The sequence below is a fragment of the Candidatus Thiodiazotropha sp. AKIB8 genome (genome assembly GCF_058244675.1).
The window spans coordinates 195,019-211,947 of sequence record NZ_JBSYOO010000031.1 but is presented as its reverse complement, the minus strand read 5'-3'; the positions used below and the strand labels follow the sequence as shown (position 1 = coordinate 211,947).

General features: G+C 47.9%; 12 protein-coding genes and 1 riboswitch. Of the genes, 8 read left to right on the top strand and 4 right to left on the bottom strand.

All coding sequences use genetic code 11. The features are described 5' to 3' along the window. Positions 1 to 768: 768 nt before the first annotated feature. Positions 769 to 906: riboswitch (guanidine-I (ykkC/yxkD leader) on the top strand. 61 nt (positions 907 to 967) lie between these two features. The 7 genes from AC4IFB_RS09835 to atzF all read left to right on the top strand — a co-directional run bounded on the left by AC4IFB_RS09835 (position 968) and on the right by atzF (position 10,721). Beyond that, on the top strand, positions 968 to 2,008 hold the full coding sequence (locus tag AC4IFB_RS09835) for a putative urea ABC transporter substrate-binding protein (RefSeq protein ID WP_490776305.1): 1,041 nt from the start codon (positions 968 to 970) through the stop codon (positions 2,006 to 2,008). A gap of 163 nt (positions 2,009 to 2,171) precedes the next feature. Next, positions 2,172 to 2,993: an ABC transporter permease gene (locus AC4IFB_RS09830; protein WP_490780064.1), complete on the top strand. Its 822-nt coding sequence runs from the start codon at positions 2,172 to 2,174 to the stop codon at positions 2,991 to 2,993. After that, complete coding sequence (locus AC4IFB_RS09825; protein ID WP_490780063.1) at positions 2,990 to 3,808, top strand: ABC transporter ATP-binding protein; 819 nt, start codon at positions 2,990 to 2,992, stop codon at positions 3,806 to 3,808. Before AC4IFB_RS09830 ends, AC4IFB_RS09825 begins: the two co-directional genes overlap by 4 nt. Before the next feature lie 3 nt (positions 3,809 to 3,811). Next, complete coding sequence (locus tag AC4IFB_RS09820; protein WP_490780062.1) at positions 3,812 to 4,546, top strand: urea amidolyase associated protein UAAP1; 735 nt, start codon at positions 3,812 to 3,814, stop codon at positions 4,544 to 4,546. Positions 4,547 to 4,549: 3 nt separating this feature from the next. Further along, entirely contained in the window at positions 4,550 to 5,194 is a 645-nt protein-coding gene (locus AC4IFB_RS09815; protein WP_490776301.1) for an urea amidolyase associated protein UAAP2, read from the top strand. Positions 5,195 to 5,306: 112 nt separating this feature from the next. Next, entirely contained in the window at positions 5,307 to 8,903 is a 3,597-nt protein-coding gene (gene uca / locus AC4IFB_RS09810; RefSeq protein ID WP_490780061.1) for an urea carboxylase, read from the top strand. A 6-nt stretch (positions 8,904 to 8,909) separates the two neighbouring features. Further along, positions 8,910 to 10,721 carry an allophanate hydrolase gene (gene atzF, locus AC4IFB_RS09805; protein WP_490780060.1) on the top strand — a complete coding sequence of 604 codons (1,812 nt, stop codon included), beginning with the start codon at positions 8,910 to 8,912 and terminating at the stop codon, positions 10,719 to 10,721. A gap of 95 nt (positions 10,722 to 10,816) precedes the next feature. Here the strand turns inward: atzF and AC4IFB_RS09800 are convergent, their stop codons facing one another. The 4 genes from AC4IFB_RS09800 to AC4IFB_RS09785 form a co-directional block, all read right to left on the bottom strand. Then, positions 10,817 to 11,053: a hypothetical protein gene (locus AC4IFB_RS09800; RefSeq protein WP_490780059.1), complete on the bottom strand. Its 237-nt coding sequence runs from the start codon at positions 11,051 to 11,053 to the stop codon at positions 10,817 to 10,819. Positions 11,054 to 11,425: 372 nt separating this feature from the next. After that, positions 11,426 to 11,788: a hypothetical protein gene (locus AC4IFB_RS09795; protein ID WP_490776297.1), complete on the bottom strand. Its 363-nt coding sequence runs from the start codon at positions 11,786 to 11,788 to the stop codon at positions 11,426 to 11,428. A gap of 575 nt (positions 11,789 to 12,363) precedes the next feature. Then, entirely contained in the window at positions 12,364 to 12,600 is a 237-nt protein-coding gene (locus tag AC4IFB_RS09790) for a hypothetical protein (protein WP_490780058.1), read from the bottom strand. Between the two features lie 263 nt (positions 12,601 to 12,863). Then, positions 12,864 to 13,769 carry a LysR substrate-binding domain-containing protein gene (locus AC4IFB_RS09785; RefSeq protein WP_490780057.1) on the bottom strand — a complete coding sequence of 302 codons (906 nt, stop codon included), beginning with the start codon at positions 13,767 to 13,769 and terminating at the stop codon, positions 12,864 to 12,866. A 464-nt stretch (positions 13,770 to 14,233) separates the two neighbouring features. On the opposite strand from AC4IFB_RS09785, the gene acnB reads away from it, so the two are divergent. After that, positions 14,234 to 16,816 carry a bifunctional aconitate hydratase 2/2-methylisocitrate dehydratase gene (gene acnB, locus AC4IFB_RS09780; RefSeq protein WP_490780056.1) on the top strand — a complete coding sequence of 861 codons (2,583 nt, stop codon included), beginning with the start codon at positions 14,234 to 14,236 and terminating at the stop codon, positions 16,814 to 16,816. Positions 16,817 to 16,929 lie beyond the last annotated feature (113 nt).

The window sequence follows — 16,929 nt, the reverse complement described above, 5'->3', positions numbered from 1 at the left end:
CGTGTAGGGTGGGGCCATGCCCCACCAAATAGCGATAGAGGCCCGCTCAAGTGGGTGGTTGGGCTAGAACTTGAATGACTAGAGAACCAGCTTTATTCTGTTTTTCACCTTATCTGGTGGGGCCTGGCCCCACCCTACGGTACTATCCATTTAAGTGTTATGCATTAAAGCTAGTCCCCTCTCTCTATTTTCATCAAGTTATCAAGCTACTGTTTCGTCCATCTGGGCGAGTCACTTTTCAGAGATTGGGAACGAGGGCAAAACCTTACACATCGCGTAGGGTGGGGCCATGCCCCACCAAAAGCCTGTAGCCTGGATGAAGTGCAACGGAATCCGGGAGAACAGTGCACCAATCATCCCGGATTCCGTTGCACTTCATCCAGGCTACCTTGCTGTTCGATCTTGGCAATTATGTTGATGGTGGGGCCCAGTCCCACACTACGCAGATTATAGGATCGGTCGCATATCCCCTAGACCTCAATGACCCGTTTCTGAATCATTGCTGTCAGATCTCAAGCTTATGGGGCAAGCAATTGATAGAGATGCCCTTAATAATAACTGTGCAATTCAAGCCGGGCCTGTGCATATTTATGGTGCGTTCGGCGGCTGGTTTGCACCATCGTGTTTCGATAGACGATGACTTTATTGGATGCATAGAGAGCGTTGATTTTCTAATCTATTGAATTATAAAGAATTAAATGGATTGGCCTGGGTATTGCTTTGATAGTCATGTCCGTGCCCTTGATTTTCAGGACATACAATTTATTTTAAATAGAACGCTAGGGTTCCGATCAAGTTCAGCAATTCACTAGAGTTGATGAACTTTGATGACTGGTCCGAGAGCATTCGACCTCCCCCTCTCACTACAGGGTAAAGGTTACACGGCGGGATAAAAGCCCGGGAGACAAGCTTGGTCTGAAATGCCAAGGGTGCTCCGTGTCGATCTGATGTAACTGAGAGGTTCTTAATGAAACGTATTGCCGCTTTAATTCTCGCACTTTCTCTTAGCCCTATGGCGCATGCAGCAGACCCATTTAAGGTGTGCTGGTCGATCTATGTTGGCTGGATGCCCTGGGCCTATGGTGCTGATCAGGGCATCGTTAAAAAATGGGGAGATAAGTACGGTATTGATATCGAAGTTGTACAGATCAATGACTATATCGAGTCAATCAATCAATACACAGCAGGTGGATTTGATGCCTGCACCATGACCAATATGGATGCCTTGACCATACCTGCGGCTGGTGGTGTAGATAGCACTGCACTTGTTGTCGGTGATTTCTCGAATGGTAATGATGGCATCGTTCTTAAAGGGAAAAGTGCTTTGGCTGATATCAAGGGTCAGAGCGTTAATCTGGTTGAGCTGAGTGTCTCTCACTATCTGCTGGCCCGCGCACTTGAGAGTGTGAAATTAAGTGAGAGGGATCTAACCGTTATAAATACCTCCGATGCAGATATGGTAGCGATTTATGGTACTGATGATGTCACTGCAGTATCAACCTGGAACCCGCTTTTAAGTGAAATCGTGAGTATGCCCAACAGCACCAAAGTCTTCGATTCCTCAATGATCCCTGGTGAAATCATCGATCTGCTTGTAATTAATACAGAGACTCTTAAGGCGAACCCAAAATTGGGTAAAGCCCTTGTAGGAGCTTGGTATGAGATTATGGGAGTTATGAGTGGTTCCGACTCTGCAGCCACTGCTGCAAAAACTCATATGGCCGCAGCTTCCGGTACTGATCTGGCTGGATATGATGCACAGCTGGCAAGTACAGAGATGTTCTACACACCAAAAGCGGCACTGGCACTGACCAATAGTCAAGACTTGGTGACAACCATGACCCACGTCGCTAAGTTCTCATTTGATCATGGGTTGCTCGGTGATGGTGCTCCCGATGCGGGCTTTATCGGTATTGAAATGCCTGCCGGTACATATGGGGATAAAGGAAATATAAAATTCCGCTTCGATCCTACCTATATGAGTATGGCTGCTGAAGGCAAGCTTTAAAGTTCGAATGGCATCTGCTCTATCCATGGCTGACCGTTGTGTCAGCTTTGTAGGGCAGGTGCATCGAACAAAGCCAAACTCTCTGAATTAAAAAAGCAATTGCTATCCCTACAGAACAACTGCGCTTTTGTTTAGGCTGTTGTGAACAACACCGGGAATCTTCATGAAGAAATTCATTAACCAGCATCCAAACAAAACACTCAAGTTGTTTTTAGGATTAGCACCCTTTGTTCTACTGATCATCTTCTATGTGGTTGGCTCAGATGCAAGACTGGAGCTCAATCCAAATGACAAATTGTTACCAAGCATGAGCCAGATTGCTGATGGTTTGGAGCGAATGGCATTTGAGCCCAGTAAGCGATCAGGCGAATATCTGTTCTGGAAAGATACAACAAGTAGCCTGACTCGTCTGGGTCTTGGGCTGCTTATTGCGGCATCACTTGGGTTGCTTATTGGCTTGGTAACCGGTGCACTACCGATGCTCACGGCCTCTCTTTCACCGTTATTGACAGTTATTTCCCTGATTCCTCCATTGGCCATATTACCCATTCTATTTATTGTCTTTGGCTTGGGTGAGGTATCGAAGGTGGTTTTAATCGCGATAGGCATCACACCATTTATCGCCAGGGACATACAGAGAAGAACCGAAGAGATTCCAATAGAGCAACTGGTCAAAGCTCAGTCATTGGGGGCGAATACATCACAGATTATGATTCGTGTTCTGCTGCCCCAGATCATGCCTAAACTATTGGATGCAGTTCGACTCTCTTTAGGCGCAGGCTGGCTTTTTTTGATTGCGGCAGAAGCTGTGGCGGCAACGGATGGGCTCGGTTATCGAATCTTTCTCGTTCGGCGCTATATGGCAATGGATGTGATTTTACCCTATGTCGCCTGGATTACGGTGCTGGCATTTTTGATCGATATGTCATTGCGGAAAACGAGTCATAAACTATTTCCTTGGTATATACAAGGGGGTAAGTCATGAGTACAAGCGAGAGTGCTGATTCACCAATGATTCAGGTAAAGAATCTCTGGAAGCAGTATGGGGACAATATTGTTTTAGAACGACTCAATATCTCTGTGAATGAAGGGGAGTTTGTTACCCTGGTAGGAGCTTCCGGCTGTGGTAAGAGTACCTTCCTGAGCATGTTGCTGGGGACAGAGCAACCAACCAAAGGCGAGATTCTGCTGGATGGAAAACCTATACCGGCAGAGGCTGGTCCGGATCGAGGTATTGTTTTTCAACAATACTCCGTCTTCCCGCATATGACAGTGCTCGAAAACGTCATGGCCACTCGTGGCTTTCAACGTAAAGGCATAACCGGATACCTGTTTGGTTCCAGCAAGGCTGCAGCGCGTAAAGAAGCTGAATCGATCATTGAACAGGTGGGGCTAAACCACGCACTGGGTAAATATCCTCATGAGTTATCCGGTGGTATGAGGCAGCGATTGGCGATTGCCCAGGCATTGCTGGGAAAGCCACGTATTCTCCTTTTGGACGAGTCCTTTGGCGCGCTTGATCCTGGCATCAGGGCGGATATGCAGGAGTTGGTTTTAGACCTCTGGCGCGAACATAAGCTGACCGTTTTCATGGTCACCCATGATCTGAAAGAGGGTTTCTATCTTGGAACCCGCCTATGGGTGTTCGATAAACTAAGACATGATCCACAGGCACCAAATCGATATGGCGCAGGTATCACTTACGATCTACCTGTCGGGCATATGGATAAGTCGCTGTATGAAAAAATTGATGACGATATCAGACCAGTGCCTGCCCAATTGGAGATAAAAGCGGACTAAGAAATGAACGAGATAATCAGTTCTATTGACTATCAAACAGAAATTCCAACGGCTGCCCACTGGTCACTTCGCGTGCGTCGCGGCAGCATAATGCGAATAACTGACCTGAAAGGTGGTGCAAATGTTGGAATGCTATTTTATAACCCTGAAAATCTGCTTGAACGATACAATGCCCCAGATACCTTGAAGTGTCAGCACACTTTCAAGTTAACCAAAGGGAATTGCCTCTACTCAGATATGGGACGTATCTTTGCCTCTATTGTGAATGACACGCTTGGTTGGCATGAAACCGTATCTGGTAATTCCCATGCCAGTCACGTTGAGTCTAAATGGGGCGCCAGGGATTACCAGAATGACCGCAACGATTGGCATCAGAATGGCCATGATGCATTTTTAGTGGAACTGGCCAAATATGGCCTGAATGCTGCTGATCTCGCTGCCAACATCAACTGGTTCAGTAAGGTGAGAGTAGATGGCGAAGGCTCACTTGAGTTAGTGCAAAACCACAGTCAGGTTGGTGATCAGGTTACACTTCGTTTTGAGATGGACACCCTTGTTCTACTCCATACCTGTCCCCATCCGATGAACATTTCAGAAGCCTATCCGGAGAGTAATGTTCAGATCGAGCTGGGTGTCGCTCAACCGCTAACCGATGATGACTACTGCAAGCTTTTCAGAGCTGAAAATGCCAGAGGCTTCCAGAACAACAAGCTCTATCACATCGGGCTGGGAGTATAGCTCATGATCAAAGAATCAAAATTACAGCCTGAGCAGGCAATAGAGAGAGCCGTTGTCAGAGCGGGTGACTACTACATAAGTCTCCTGAAAGCAGGTGAAACCATCCGCATTCTCGATCTTGAAGGAAACCAGGCAGCAGATACTCTGTTCTATTGCTCAGATAACCCTGCAGAGCGTTACAGTGCCATGGATACAATCAGAGAGCAGGGCAATGTCTATCTCACTACCGGTTCCAAGCTGCGTTCGAATGAGAATAGTGTCATGTTGGAAGTGGTGGCTGATACCTGTGGCCGGCACGATACCCTGGGTGGCGCCTGCGCGACAGAGAGTAATACTGTCAGATACGATCTTGAAAAACGTTGTATGCATGCCTGCCGTGACAGCTGGATGCTGGCGATTGCTGAACATCCAGAGTATGGAATCAGTAAACGTGATATCACGCATAACATCAATTTCTTTATGAATGTACCAGTTACCCCAGAGGGTGGACTGACCTTTGAAGATGGTATCTCTGCGCCTGGTAAATATGTTGAACTTCGCGCTGAAATGGATGTGGTTGTGCTGCTGTCGAACTGTCCACAGCTGAATAACCCTTGTAATGGATATAACCCAACGCCTATCGAGTGTCTGGTCTGGGCTGCTGACTAGTATGAGTAACATCAAGTTTTAAAACTAACTCTATTTTTTAAATTTATTATTCGACACATCAGTGGACGACCTCTGATGATTTTATTACCGGGACGACCCGGCCAAGGTAAGCATGTTTTGCAAACTTCTCATTGCGAACCGTGGGGCCATTGCTACACGAATTATCCGTACACTGAAAACACTGAACATCTCATCAGTGGCTGTATACGCTGAGAGCGATGCAGACAGCCTTCATGTTCGCCACGCTGATGAAGCCTACTGTTTGGGGGAAGGGGGGGCGTCTGACACCTACCTCGATATCGATAAAATCATCGCCATCGCAAAAAAGAGTGGCGCTGAAGCGATTCACCCTGGGTATGGTTTTCTGAGTGAGAATGCTTCATTTGTCAGGCGTTGCGAAGCTGAGGGTATTGTATTTATCGGCCCAACACCAGAGCAGATGGAGACCTTTGGGCTTAAACATAAAGCCAGAGCACTGGCCGAACAAGCGGCTGTTCCTCTGACTCCGGGAACAGACCTTCTAAAGGATCTCGATGAGGCGCTCCAAGCTGCTGAACAGATTGGCTATCCGGTTATGCTCAAGAGTACCGCTGGTGGTGGCGGTATCGGTATGCAACTGTGCCACGCTCAAGATGAGGTGATTGCTGCTTTTGATTCGGTGAAACGACTTGGTGCCAATAACTTTGCCGATGACGGCGTCTTCATCGAGAAATTCATCGCCAGGGCAAGGCATATAGAGGTTCAGGTGTTTGGTGATGGCAAGGGCGGCGCGTTGGCTATAGGTGAACGAGATTGTTCAAGTCAACGGCGTCATCAGAAGGTTGTCGAGGAGTGTCCTGCACCAAATCTTGCCGAGTCAACACGAAAACAACTCCATCAAACTGCTGAATCATTGTTATCCAGTGTTGCCTATCGGAATGCAGGCACAGTGGAGTTTATCTATGATGCTGCAACAGAAGATTTCTACTTTCTTGAAGTCAATACCCGCCTGCAGGTAGAGCATGGTGTTACTGAAGAGGTTTACCAGGTCGACCTGGTAGAGTGGATGATTAAACTGGCTGCAGGTGAGTCTGTCGAGCTTGATACTAAAAGAGAGACCTTATCAGCAGATGGACATGCGGTTCAGGTCAGAATCTATGCAGAAGATCCCTATCGGGAATTTCAACCCTGCCCAGGATTGTTGACTGATGTCTATTTTCCACAGGACGGGGATATCAGAATAGATCACTGGATTGAATCAGGTATCGAAGTCCCACCCTATTTCGACCCGATGTTGGCTAAAGTTATCATCCATTCAGATAATCGCGACAAAGCCTTTGCTAAATTAAACTCAACCCTGAAGTCTATCCGCCTATATGGTAGTGAAACCAATCTCGACTATCTGACAGCACTAAGTTGTGATCCGCTCTTGTTATCTGGTGAAGTGACTACACGATATCTCAACGATTTCAGCTATACACCGACTCGTATAGAGGTGGTGCAGGGTGGAACACAAACCACCATACAGGACTATCCGGCGCGTCAGGGCTACTGGGATGTTGGCGTGCCACCATCCGGGCCATTCGATAACTACTCTTTTCAATTGGCAAACCGGCTTGTAGGTAATGATGAAGAGGCCGCAGGCTTGGAAATCACTATGCAGGGCCCGACCTTAAAGTTCAGCAGTGATAGACAAATTGCTCTGACCGGTGCAGATATCGAAGCTGAGGTTGAAGGGCAAGCCATCGAGATGTGGTCTGTTGTTACTCTACTTGCAGGACAAACACTTAAAATAGGACGCATCAAAAATCAGGGTGCAAGAAGTTACCTGGCAATTCAGGGAGGAGTTGTATGCCCTGAATACCTGGCTTCAAAATCAACTTTTACACTGGGTCAGTTTGGCGGTCACAATGGTCGTGGGTTGCGAGCAGGGGATGTTCTTAAATTACCTGATTCCAAGACACTGACGTCAGTAGACACTCTAGACGAAGAGGTCAGACCAAAAATAGTTCATAACTGGGAGCTTCGTGTGGTCTACGGTCCGCATGGTGCGCCAGACTTTTTCACAGAAGCGGATATTGAATCCTTTTTTTTACATCAGTGGGAAGTGCACTACAACTCCAGCCGTACAGGCATTCGTTTGATCGGGCCAAAACCAGAGTGGGCCCGTAATGATGGTGGAGAGGCCGGGTTACATCCATCCAATATTCATGATAACGCCTATGCATTCGGAACCGTAGATTTCACAGGAGACATGCCGGTGATACTGGGCCCAGATGGTCCATCTCTCGGTGGCTTTGTCTGTCCTGCGACGGTTATTCAGGCTGATCTCTGGAAGTTGGGACAGTTGCGGGCAGGTGATAAGGTCAGGTTTGTTTCAGTAAGTCTGGAAACAGCAGTTGCCCTTGAGCAGCAGCAGATATCATCTATCAAACAATTACAGCCTCAACCAAACGAATACGAATCAGCAGAGATCAAAACCCCCATTCTGGATCGGCTGGATAGAGCAGATTATGGTGTTGATGTGGTCTACAGAGCATCAGGCGATCACTTCATGTTAGTGGAATATGGTAATCAGGTATTGGATATTGCATTGCGTTTTCGTGCTCATGCCTTGATGCAGTGGTTGCAAAAAAACCGATTGGAGGGACTGCAAGAACTGACTCCGGGTATACGCTCCCTTCAGGTTCACTACGATAGTCAGGTTCTCAGTTACAAAGCACTCCTGAGACATCTCAAGGCAGGTGAGAAGGCACTCATTAGCCAGATAGATGAACTCCAAGTGCCTTCAAGAGTAGTTCACATACCCCTCTCCTGGGATGACCAGGCTTGCCAATTGGCGATCGAAAAGTATGAGCAATCGGTTCGAAAAAATGCACCCTGGTGTCCAAGTAATCTTGAGTTCATACGACGCATCAATGGGTTGAAAGGGATAGATGAGGTTAAACAGATCGTATTCGATGCTTCCTACCTGGTTATGGGTTTGGGAGATGTCTACCTGGGTGCACCCGTTGCCACCCCTATTGATCCCCGGCATCGATTGGTAACAACAAAATATAATCCTGCTCGCACCTGGACGGCTGAAAATTCAGTCGGTATCGGTGGCTCATATCTCTGTGTCTATGGCATGGAGGGGCCGGGAGGATATCAGTTTGTGGGCAGGACGTTACAGATGTGGAATCGATATCGCCAGACAGAGGTATTCAATAAACCCTGGTTGTTGAGGTTCTTCGATCAGATTAAATTTTATGAGGTGACTCATGATCAACTGACCCGAATACGCAAGGATTTTCCTCAAGGGAGATATCCAATAAAAATTGAGGAGAGCAGTTTTAGCCTGTCGGAGTATGAAGATTTTCTCAAAGAGCACGACACAGAGATCGACTCCTTTCGCACGCAAAGAGAGCAAGCCTTCAATAATGAATTGAAGAACTGGCATGCAAATGGGCAATTCAATTATGAGACGATTGAAGATGATGAACAGCTCACCGAAAGGGACTGGCCAGAAGAGAGTCTGGTGATAGATAGTCCCATCACCGGAAGTGTCTGGCAGACAGAGGTAGAGGTTGGTCAGCAAGTCAAAGCAGGAGAGTGCCTGATGATTTTGGAATCAATGAAGATGGAGATTCCTGTATATGCTTCAGTGGAGAGTAGAGTTACCCATCTACTTCTGGAAAATGGGCAGCGAGTCGGCGCAGGGCAGGCGCTTGTTGTACTAGAAGAGGTCTGAAGCAGGATGAGTACACAATTTCCATACAATATGACCATCGCTTCATTACGTTCAGCCTACGCAGAGGGTTCATTGACACCTCAGCAGGTGTTGTCTGATATACGTAAGCGAGCAGAGAAATACACAGATCATAATATCTGGATTCATCTTCTGAGTGAGGAAGAGCAGAGTAAATACCTGCTTGGGTTGCAACAGATGAACCCTGATGAGTCACCTCTTTGGGGCATTCCATTCGCAATCAAAGATAATATTGACCTGGAGTCTATACCTACCACAGCGGCCTGTGAGGCATTTGCCTATACACCTGAAGCGTCAGCAACAGTCATTGATCGATTAATAGAGGCTGGTGCTGTACCTGTGGGAAAAACAAATCTGGATCAGTTTGCAACCGGTTTAAACGGCACTCGTTCCCCCTGGGGAGCGTGTAAAAATGCCTTTAATCCAGAGTATATCAGCGGTGGTTCCAGTTCTGGGTCAGCTGTTGCAGTTGCATTGGGTTTGGCCAGTTTCAGTCTTGGTACAGATACCGCAGGTTCAGGGCGGGTTCCTGCATGTTTCAATAACCTTATCGGTCTCAAACCAACAAGGGGGTTACTCTCAGCCAATGGTTTGGTTCCTGCTTGTAAAAGTCTGGACTGTATAACAATCTTTGCCTATGACACTGTTGATGCGAATCTGGTGCTCTCAATGGCAGAAGGTTATGACCCTGAAGATGCATACAGTCGCAGCAACCCCTTTCACAACCAGAAACGCAGCTTTGGAGAGAGGAGAGGGAGTATAAAAGTAGGGGTCATACCTGACAAGCAGTTGAACTTCTTCAATGATCCTGTTTACCAACAGGCATACCAAACAACCCTTGAGCAGCTTGCAAAGCATGGGGTTGAGATTGTGGAAATAGATTACCAGCCCTTTGATGAAGCGGCAAAGTTACTCTATGAAGGACCATGGGTGGCAGAGCGGTATATCGCTACACAGCCCCTTATTGATGAGAGTCCAGAGTCGATCTTCCCTGTGGTTAGGGAGATTATTGCCCCAGGCAGATCACTCAAGGCAACAGATCTGTTTAAGGCTCAATATCGTCTGAATGCATTAAAAAAGATCTGTGATAAGCAATTGGCAGGTGTTGATTGCCTGCTTACCCCCACAGCAGGCACCTGTTTTACAATAGAGCAGATGTTGGATGAACCCATCCTGCGGAACAGTCAGCTTGGTTACTACACCAATTTCATGAATCTATTGGATTTATCATCTATTGCCGTTCCAACTCAGATAACATCTGATGGTATACCCTTTGGTATTACCCTGGTAGGGTCTGCATTCGCTGACCGGGCACTACTATCGATTGCCAATCGGTTGCATAAAAGTTGTGGTTTGAAGGTTGGCGCGTCAGAGTTTGATATTGACTCTTCTAAGATAGATGAAGTGGGTTGCACAGATAGCATTGATGTTGTGGTTTGTGGTGCTCATCTGCATGGTCTTCCTCTTAATTGGCAACTGACCGAGCGTGGTTCAACCCTGAAATCAAAAACCAAAACTGCACCTGTTTACAGGATGTATGCGTTGGCAGGTGGACCACCAAAACGTCCTGGATTGATATTGGATGAGCAACATGGTGAGGCTATTGAGGTTGAAGTCTGGTCCATGCCGTCCAGCCAGTTTGGCAGCTTTGTGGATGGGGTTCCTGCACCTCTTGGTATTGGCAAGGTGAGATTGTCAGACGGATCAGTTGCCAGTGGCTTTATATGTGAGCCTTATGCAATCCCAGAAGCAGAAGAGATAACCGAGCTTAGAGGCTGGAAGGCTTATTTGAAAAAGTAACAGAGGGCATAAAGTATACTACTCTTCTCTAGCGCTCTTTCAGTGTTTACGGAGAACGGTATCTTGTTTTGCAGAATGTTGCATGAAGGGATCTGTTATTTAGGTGTATCTTCATAAATAGCATATTCCCAATATGCTTTGCCTGGCTTCAATGGGCCAAACCAACCTTTTTTTCGCAACTCTTTAGCGATGAAGTGATTTATAAATCCATGACCTACAAGCAGAACATTTTGATGTTCTTCTGCAACTTGATCAGCTTTACAGCCGCCTGCCTTGCACGAAGCTTTAGGTTCGCCAGGGATTCTCCATTCCTTGAAAAGCCAAATAGCCAAAGCACTCTTAATATAACAACCCAAACACCGATTGGTAGTGTAATACGGCCGCTATTGAAGTGTGGTATGGCTGTTTCACAGAAAAGGGGTTCTTCTACGCATTCTTCGCCATAGCCAAGACTCTTAGCAGATTCAATTGAGCGTAACAGATGGCTACACACAACGAAGTGATTCCCCTTCACGGCAGAAATTGCCTCTTTTGGAGGAGTGCCTACTATTCCCGATAGATCGTATGACTTGGCGATCTCTCTTAACGCCTTGGCTGGGACATTTCCTCTAAGCTCAAACGCTGGCTTTCCATGTCTTATAAGCGTAATGCGCATCACTATTTTACTACGTAGGGTTAAACTTTAAGAGCTACCATAATTACTACTAAACCTTCACCCCAAGATAGCTACTGATTTCATAGAAATCAGGCTTGCCCTCTTCATTTCCGAAGTAACAGATATCTTCTCTGAGATCGGTTTCGATGTTAACAATTCCCAGGACAAAATCTCGCTTATGCTCTTTTGCAAGTCCATAGAGGAGGTTTAAAGGTTCTTTTAGCTCTCTGCCTTTGGATATTTTGAGGTTAATCCCAAGACGCTGATCTGGAAGGTCAATATCTTGCTCGCCTACCTGATTTATCAGCTCGGCATGAGCTTTCGATTGACTGAGCCAATCACTAATAGAAGATGAAATAGCATCAGCTATTTCTTCCAGGTCGGAACCATCAATGTATATGTATAGATTCATGGGTTTTCGATTAATATTATGCTCTGTGTGTAATCAGTTACTACTCTTTTGATTTGAAGATTAATATATCATATAGACGAAGCAATTCTATATGCTCCATTACTGCTAATGTCCGATTGACTTCGACGATATTTTGTTAACGAGTTAATCGTTGTTGGTTTCTCTTGCCGATTGAGAGTTCAGACATGAAAAAGCATAACGGAGCAGAGGGTTAGGGGCAGAAAAATTACAAATCAACAGAGTGACAAAAGGAGAGGAGAGTGTGCAGCATGGCGGTCATTATATACAACCGGGACATCTTACTCCCCTCGCCCCTTGCGGGAGAGGGGCCGGGGGAGAGGGGGAATATCCATCATTTGCATCATACCCTTGATGCTCACCCTCTCCCGTCTGTATAGACCGGAGTCGAGGGAAAGGGGCTTGAATGCTTGCTTCTAGGTGATTGAGAGTTAATGGAGCAGTATTGATGCCTCATGAAATTTTTTCAAAATTCAACTGTAATTACAGATTGTTTGTTTCATGATTTCATTTGTCACAAAGGCCGGTGGTCGAGAAGTAAATCAGATCAAACATCGCTAACAATCTGCCAGTGCTTCAAACTCTTTTCTTCTGTTTTCAAACCAGGCAGTCATTGCTTTTGGATCCTGCATAAGCTGTTGCATCACACTCATCGCTTCCAAGTGAGCCTGATCCTTCAATTGAAACATCTCCATGCCGTGCTGTTTACTCATCTCTGCAATGTCCTCAAAGGAGTTTGCTCTGAATTCTTTGTCACAAGCACCACCCAGTTGTCTGCAGCTCATGCTCTTCATATCTATCTCCTTCATCTAATCCAGATAATTTACTGCTTTACAAATGCCGATTTTCACCAGGATGTTTGTGAAGCAGGCAAAGTGCGGCGTGCCACACCAATAGGCGCTAGATAATCGCAAATTAGCAGACTACTCCCTCTAACACCCTGATTAACAGCATAGCTGGCTTTTGTGGATCTACAGGATGGATATTGTTCAATACTATTTGATCGGGCTTCATGCTGTTTCCCATATCATTGGCTCTGTCGAGCGCACAATACGCTCTACAGGCTATGTTCCAGCTTGGACTGGCTACTGGTCACAACTTCCCTCAACAAGCTGGAGAAGGCGTGTGCAGCAGGGGAAAGCGAAGTGCCTCGTCGGGCAATGACTGCCAGTTCTCGCTCGATCTTCAGGTCTTTAACCGCAATCTCTGCCACATCCTCCAAACTGTCCACGCCAAGTTGACTGACAAAGGCTAGATTGCCCGTGGTTGCCACCATGCGCAGAATGGCTGGGATCGATCGTAGCTCCATAACAACATTCATAGCCACACCGGCATCACGCAGGGTGGCATCAATGATCTGCCGAACCGCTGTATCTGCCTCAAAACCAACAAACGAAGTATCCGCCAGGTCCTTCGCGGTTATACGACCTTTGCGCACCAGGGGATGACGTCGTGGACCCACCAGGACAATGCGGTCAGTCAATAGCGGCCAGACAGTAAGGTCTCTGTTCTTAACCGGCATGGTGACCAGTCCCAACTCCAAGCGACCGTTCAATACATCTTCTGCGACCTCATTACTGCCAGCCTCTTTCAGTTGAAACTTAACTGCAGGGTGTGGGCGCTGAAATGCTGCAATTGCCTTGGGCAGAAGGAAGGAGACAGCCGTGGCGCCGCCACCGATGCGTACCGTGCCACCTTCAAGTCCCTGATGAGCCCGCACCTGTTCACGCATATGGTCATAGCGGTCGATCAGGATGCGTGCCTCACTCTCAACCAGGCGACCAATTTCAGTCAACTGAGCGCCTTTGCGACTGCGTGACAACAGTTCTGCACCTAAGTGCTCTTCCAGCTGCTGAAGTCGACGGGAGAGGGCGGGTTGAGTGAGGCCGATATGGTCGGCAGCTTCGGTGATTGAGCCGGTGTCAGACACTGCAATCAATGAGCGTAGGAGTTGTAGGTCCATAATGGTTAGAGATATTAACATGCAAAAAAATTATATAATACATGCGAACAATCAATTATACGTATGTTAAATGGTCTGTTATCTTGCCTGACATATTTCGTACTACCTCAAATAAGCTCAGTACTAGTGTGGTGCGTCATACTAATTGATGATTCTAGAAGCCAGCTCAGGCCAGGAGAGAAGGCGCAATGCGCAGGGAATGGCACGCCCTTTTCAAGCATTGCAACGCACTATCCTGGCCTGAGCTGGCTTCCCTTCGGGCGAGACGCTAAGTGGTCATCCGCGTTGCACCCCAAGGGCACTTCCTTTGGGGCGTTGCGAGCCTTGGATAGGGCCTGCCATTCCCTGCGGCACGCGCCTAGCGGCTGACCACTTAGCGTCTCGCTAGAATCGTCGATTAGTATGACGCACCACACTAGAGTGAGTCGAGTTACTCGCTTATCATCGAACACAGGAGAGTCAGCATGCTCGAAACTTATCGTCACCACGTCGAAGAACGCGCTAAACAGGGTATTCCCCCACTGCCACTGGATGCTCAGCAGGTCACCGATCTGGTGGAACTGCTCAAAAATCCACCAGCCGGTGAGGAGGAGACCTTACTCGACCTTCTGACCAATCGAGTACCCCCTGGTGTAGATGATGCTGCCTACGTAAAGGCAGGTTTCCTCGCCGCAGTAGCCAATGGCGAGGCTGATAGTCCATTGGTAGATAAGACCAAGGCAGTAGAACTGCTTGGCACCATGTTGGGTGGCTACAACATTCAACCCCTGATCGGTTTGATGGATGATAGTGAGTTGGGTGAGCTGGCTGCGGAACAGTTGAAGTTTACCCTGCTGATGTTTGATGCCTTCCATGATGTAAAGGAGAAGGCGGATGCAGGTAGCGCCACAGCAAAAGCGGTAATGCAATCCTGGGCAGATGCCGAATGGTTCAAACGTAAGCCCGCTGTAGCTGAAGAGATCAAGCTGACTGTTTTCAAAGTTACCGGCGAGACCAATACCGATGACCTCTCTCCAGCCCAGGATGCCTGGTCGCGACCTGATATTCCGTTGCATGCTCTGGCAATGCTTAAAAATGAGCGTGAAGGCATCCATGATGCTATTCCCCAGATCAACGAGCTGAAAGAGAAGGGCCATATGGTGGCCTATGTGGGTGATGTTGTAGGTACTGGCTCCTCACGTAAATCGGCGACCAACTCAGTTCTCTGGACAACCGGCGTTGATATCCCATTCGTACCTAACAAGCGACAGGGTGGCGTAGTACTGGGTGGTAAGATTGCACCCATCTTCTTTAATACAGTGGAGGACTCTGGCGCACTCCCGATTGAGTGTCCGGTGGAACAGCTCAACATGGGTGACGTCATCGTACTCAAGCCCTATGAAGGTAAAATTGAGACAGAGTCAGGTGAACTGCTCTCAGAGTTCAGCCTCAAGACCGACGTCATACTGGATGAGGTGAAGGCTGGTGGACGTATTCCTCTGATTATCGGTCGCTCACTCACCGAGCGAGCGCGCGAGGCTCTGGGATTGGGCCCGACCGATATATTCCGCCGTCCTAAAGACCCGGAGAACTCCAGTAAAGGATTTACCCTTGCACAAAAGATTGTCGGCAAAGCCTGTGGTGTCGACGGTATCCGTCCTGGTACCTATTGCGAACCCCGCATGAGCACCGTAGGTTCACAGGACACCACCGGCCCCATGACCCGTGACGAGCTGAAAGAGCTGGCTTGCCTCGGTTTCAGTGCCGATCTGGTAATGCAGTCTTTCTGTCACACCGCAGCCTACCCCAAGCCAGTGGACATCAATACTCAACACACCCTACCTGATTTTATCCAGAACCGTGGCGGTGTCTCTCTACGTCCTGGTGACGGCATTATCCACTCCTGGCTTAACCGTATGTTGCTCCCAGATCAGGTGGGTACCGGCGGTGATTCCCACACCAGATTTCCACTGGGTATCTCCTTCCCGGCCGGTTCCGGTCTGGTCGCCTTTGGTGCCGCTTTGGGTGTGATTCCCCTCGATATGCCAGAGTCTGTACAGGTGAAATTTACCGGTGAGATGCAGCCAGGCATCACCTTGCGCGACCTGGTCAATGCCATCCCCTATGCCGCAATCCAGCGGGGTCTGCTGACAGTGGAGAAGCAGGGTAAGAAAAATGTCTATAACGGTCGTATTCTTGAGATTCAGGGGTTGCCTGACCTGACAGTAGAACAGGCCTTCGAGCTCTCTGACGCTTCGGCTGAGCGTTCAGCCGGCGGCTGTACCATAGAACTCTCTGAAGAGTCTGTGGCTGAATATTTACGTTCAAACATCACTATGCTGCGCTGGATGATGGACAACGGATATGGTGACGCTCGCACTTTGGAACGACGCGCCCGTGCTATGGAAGCGTGGCTGGAGAATCCAACCCTGATGCGTGCTGACGTAGATGCTGAGTATGCTGAGGTCATCGAAATCGATATGTCTCAGATCAAAGAGCCATTGCTTGCCTGTCCGAATGATCCGGACGATGTGAAAACCCTCTCAGATGTCCAGGGCACTAAGATCGACGAGGTCTTCATCGGTTCCTGTATGACCAACATCGGCCACTTCAGGGCAACCGCCAAACTGCTTGAGGCCTCCGGAGAGAGCATTCCAACCCGTCTATGGCTGGCACCCCCCACCAAGATGGACGAAGCTCAACTGATGGAGGAGGGTATCTATAATGTCTACGCCGGGGCTGGCGCACGGACAGAGATGCCAGGCTGTTCACTCTGCATGGGTAACCAGGCAAGAATCGCAGCAGGCTCAACCGCAGTCTCCACCTCAACCAGAAACTTCCCGAACCGTCTTGGTAGTGGTGCAGATGTCTATCTCTCATCTGCCGAACTGGCAGCAGTTGCCGCGATCATGGGTAAGTTGCCAACAATGGAAGAGTACATGGCCTACGCCAGTAAGATCGATTCCATGGCGCCTGAAATCTATAAGTATCTCAGTTTCGATACGATGAGCGAATATGTGGAGTCGGCAAAAAGAGGTCAGGAGATAGCGGTTAAGCTGGCTGTTTGAGCGTAGTCTGTACCGGCACTCTTAGTTCAAGTTTGCCGGTATAAGATAGGCCTGCATTAACTCTATAACCACGGAAAACACTGAACACACGGAAAATAAAGAAGAAATTATTC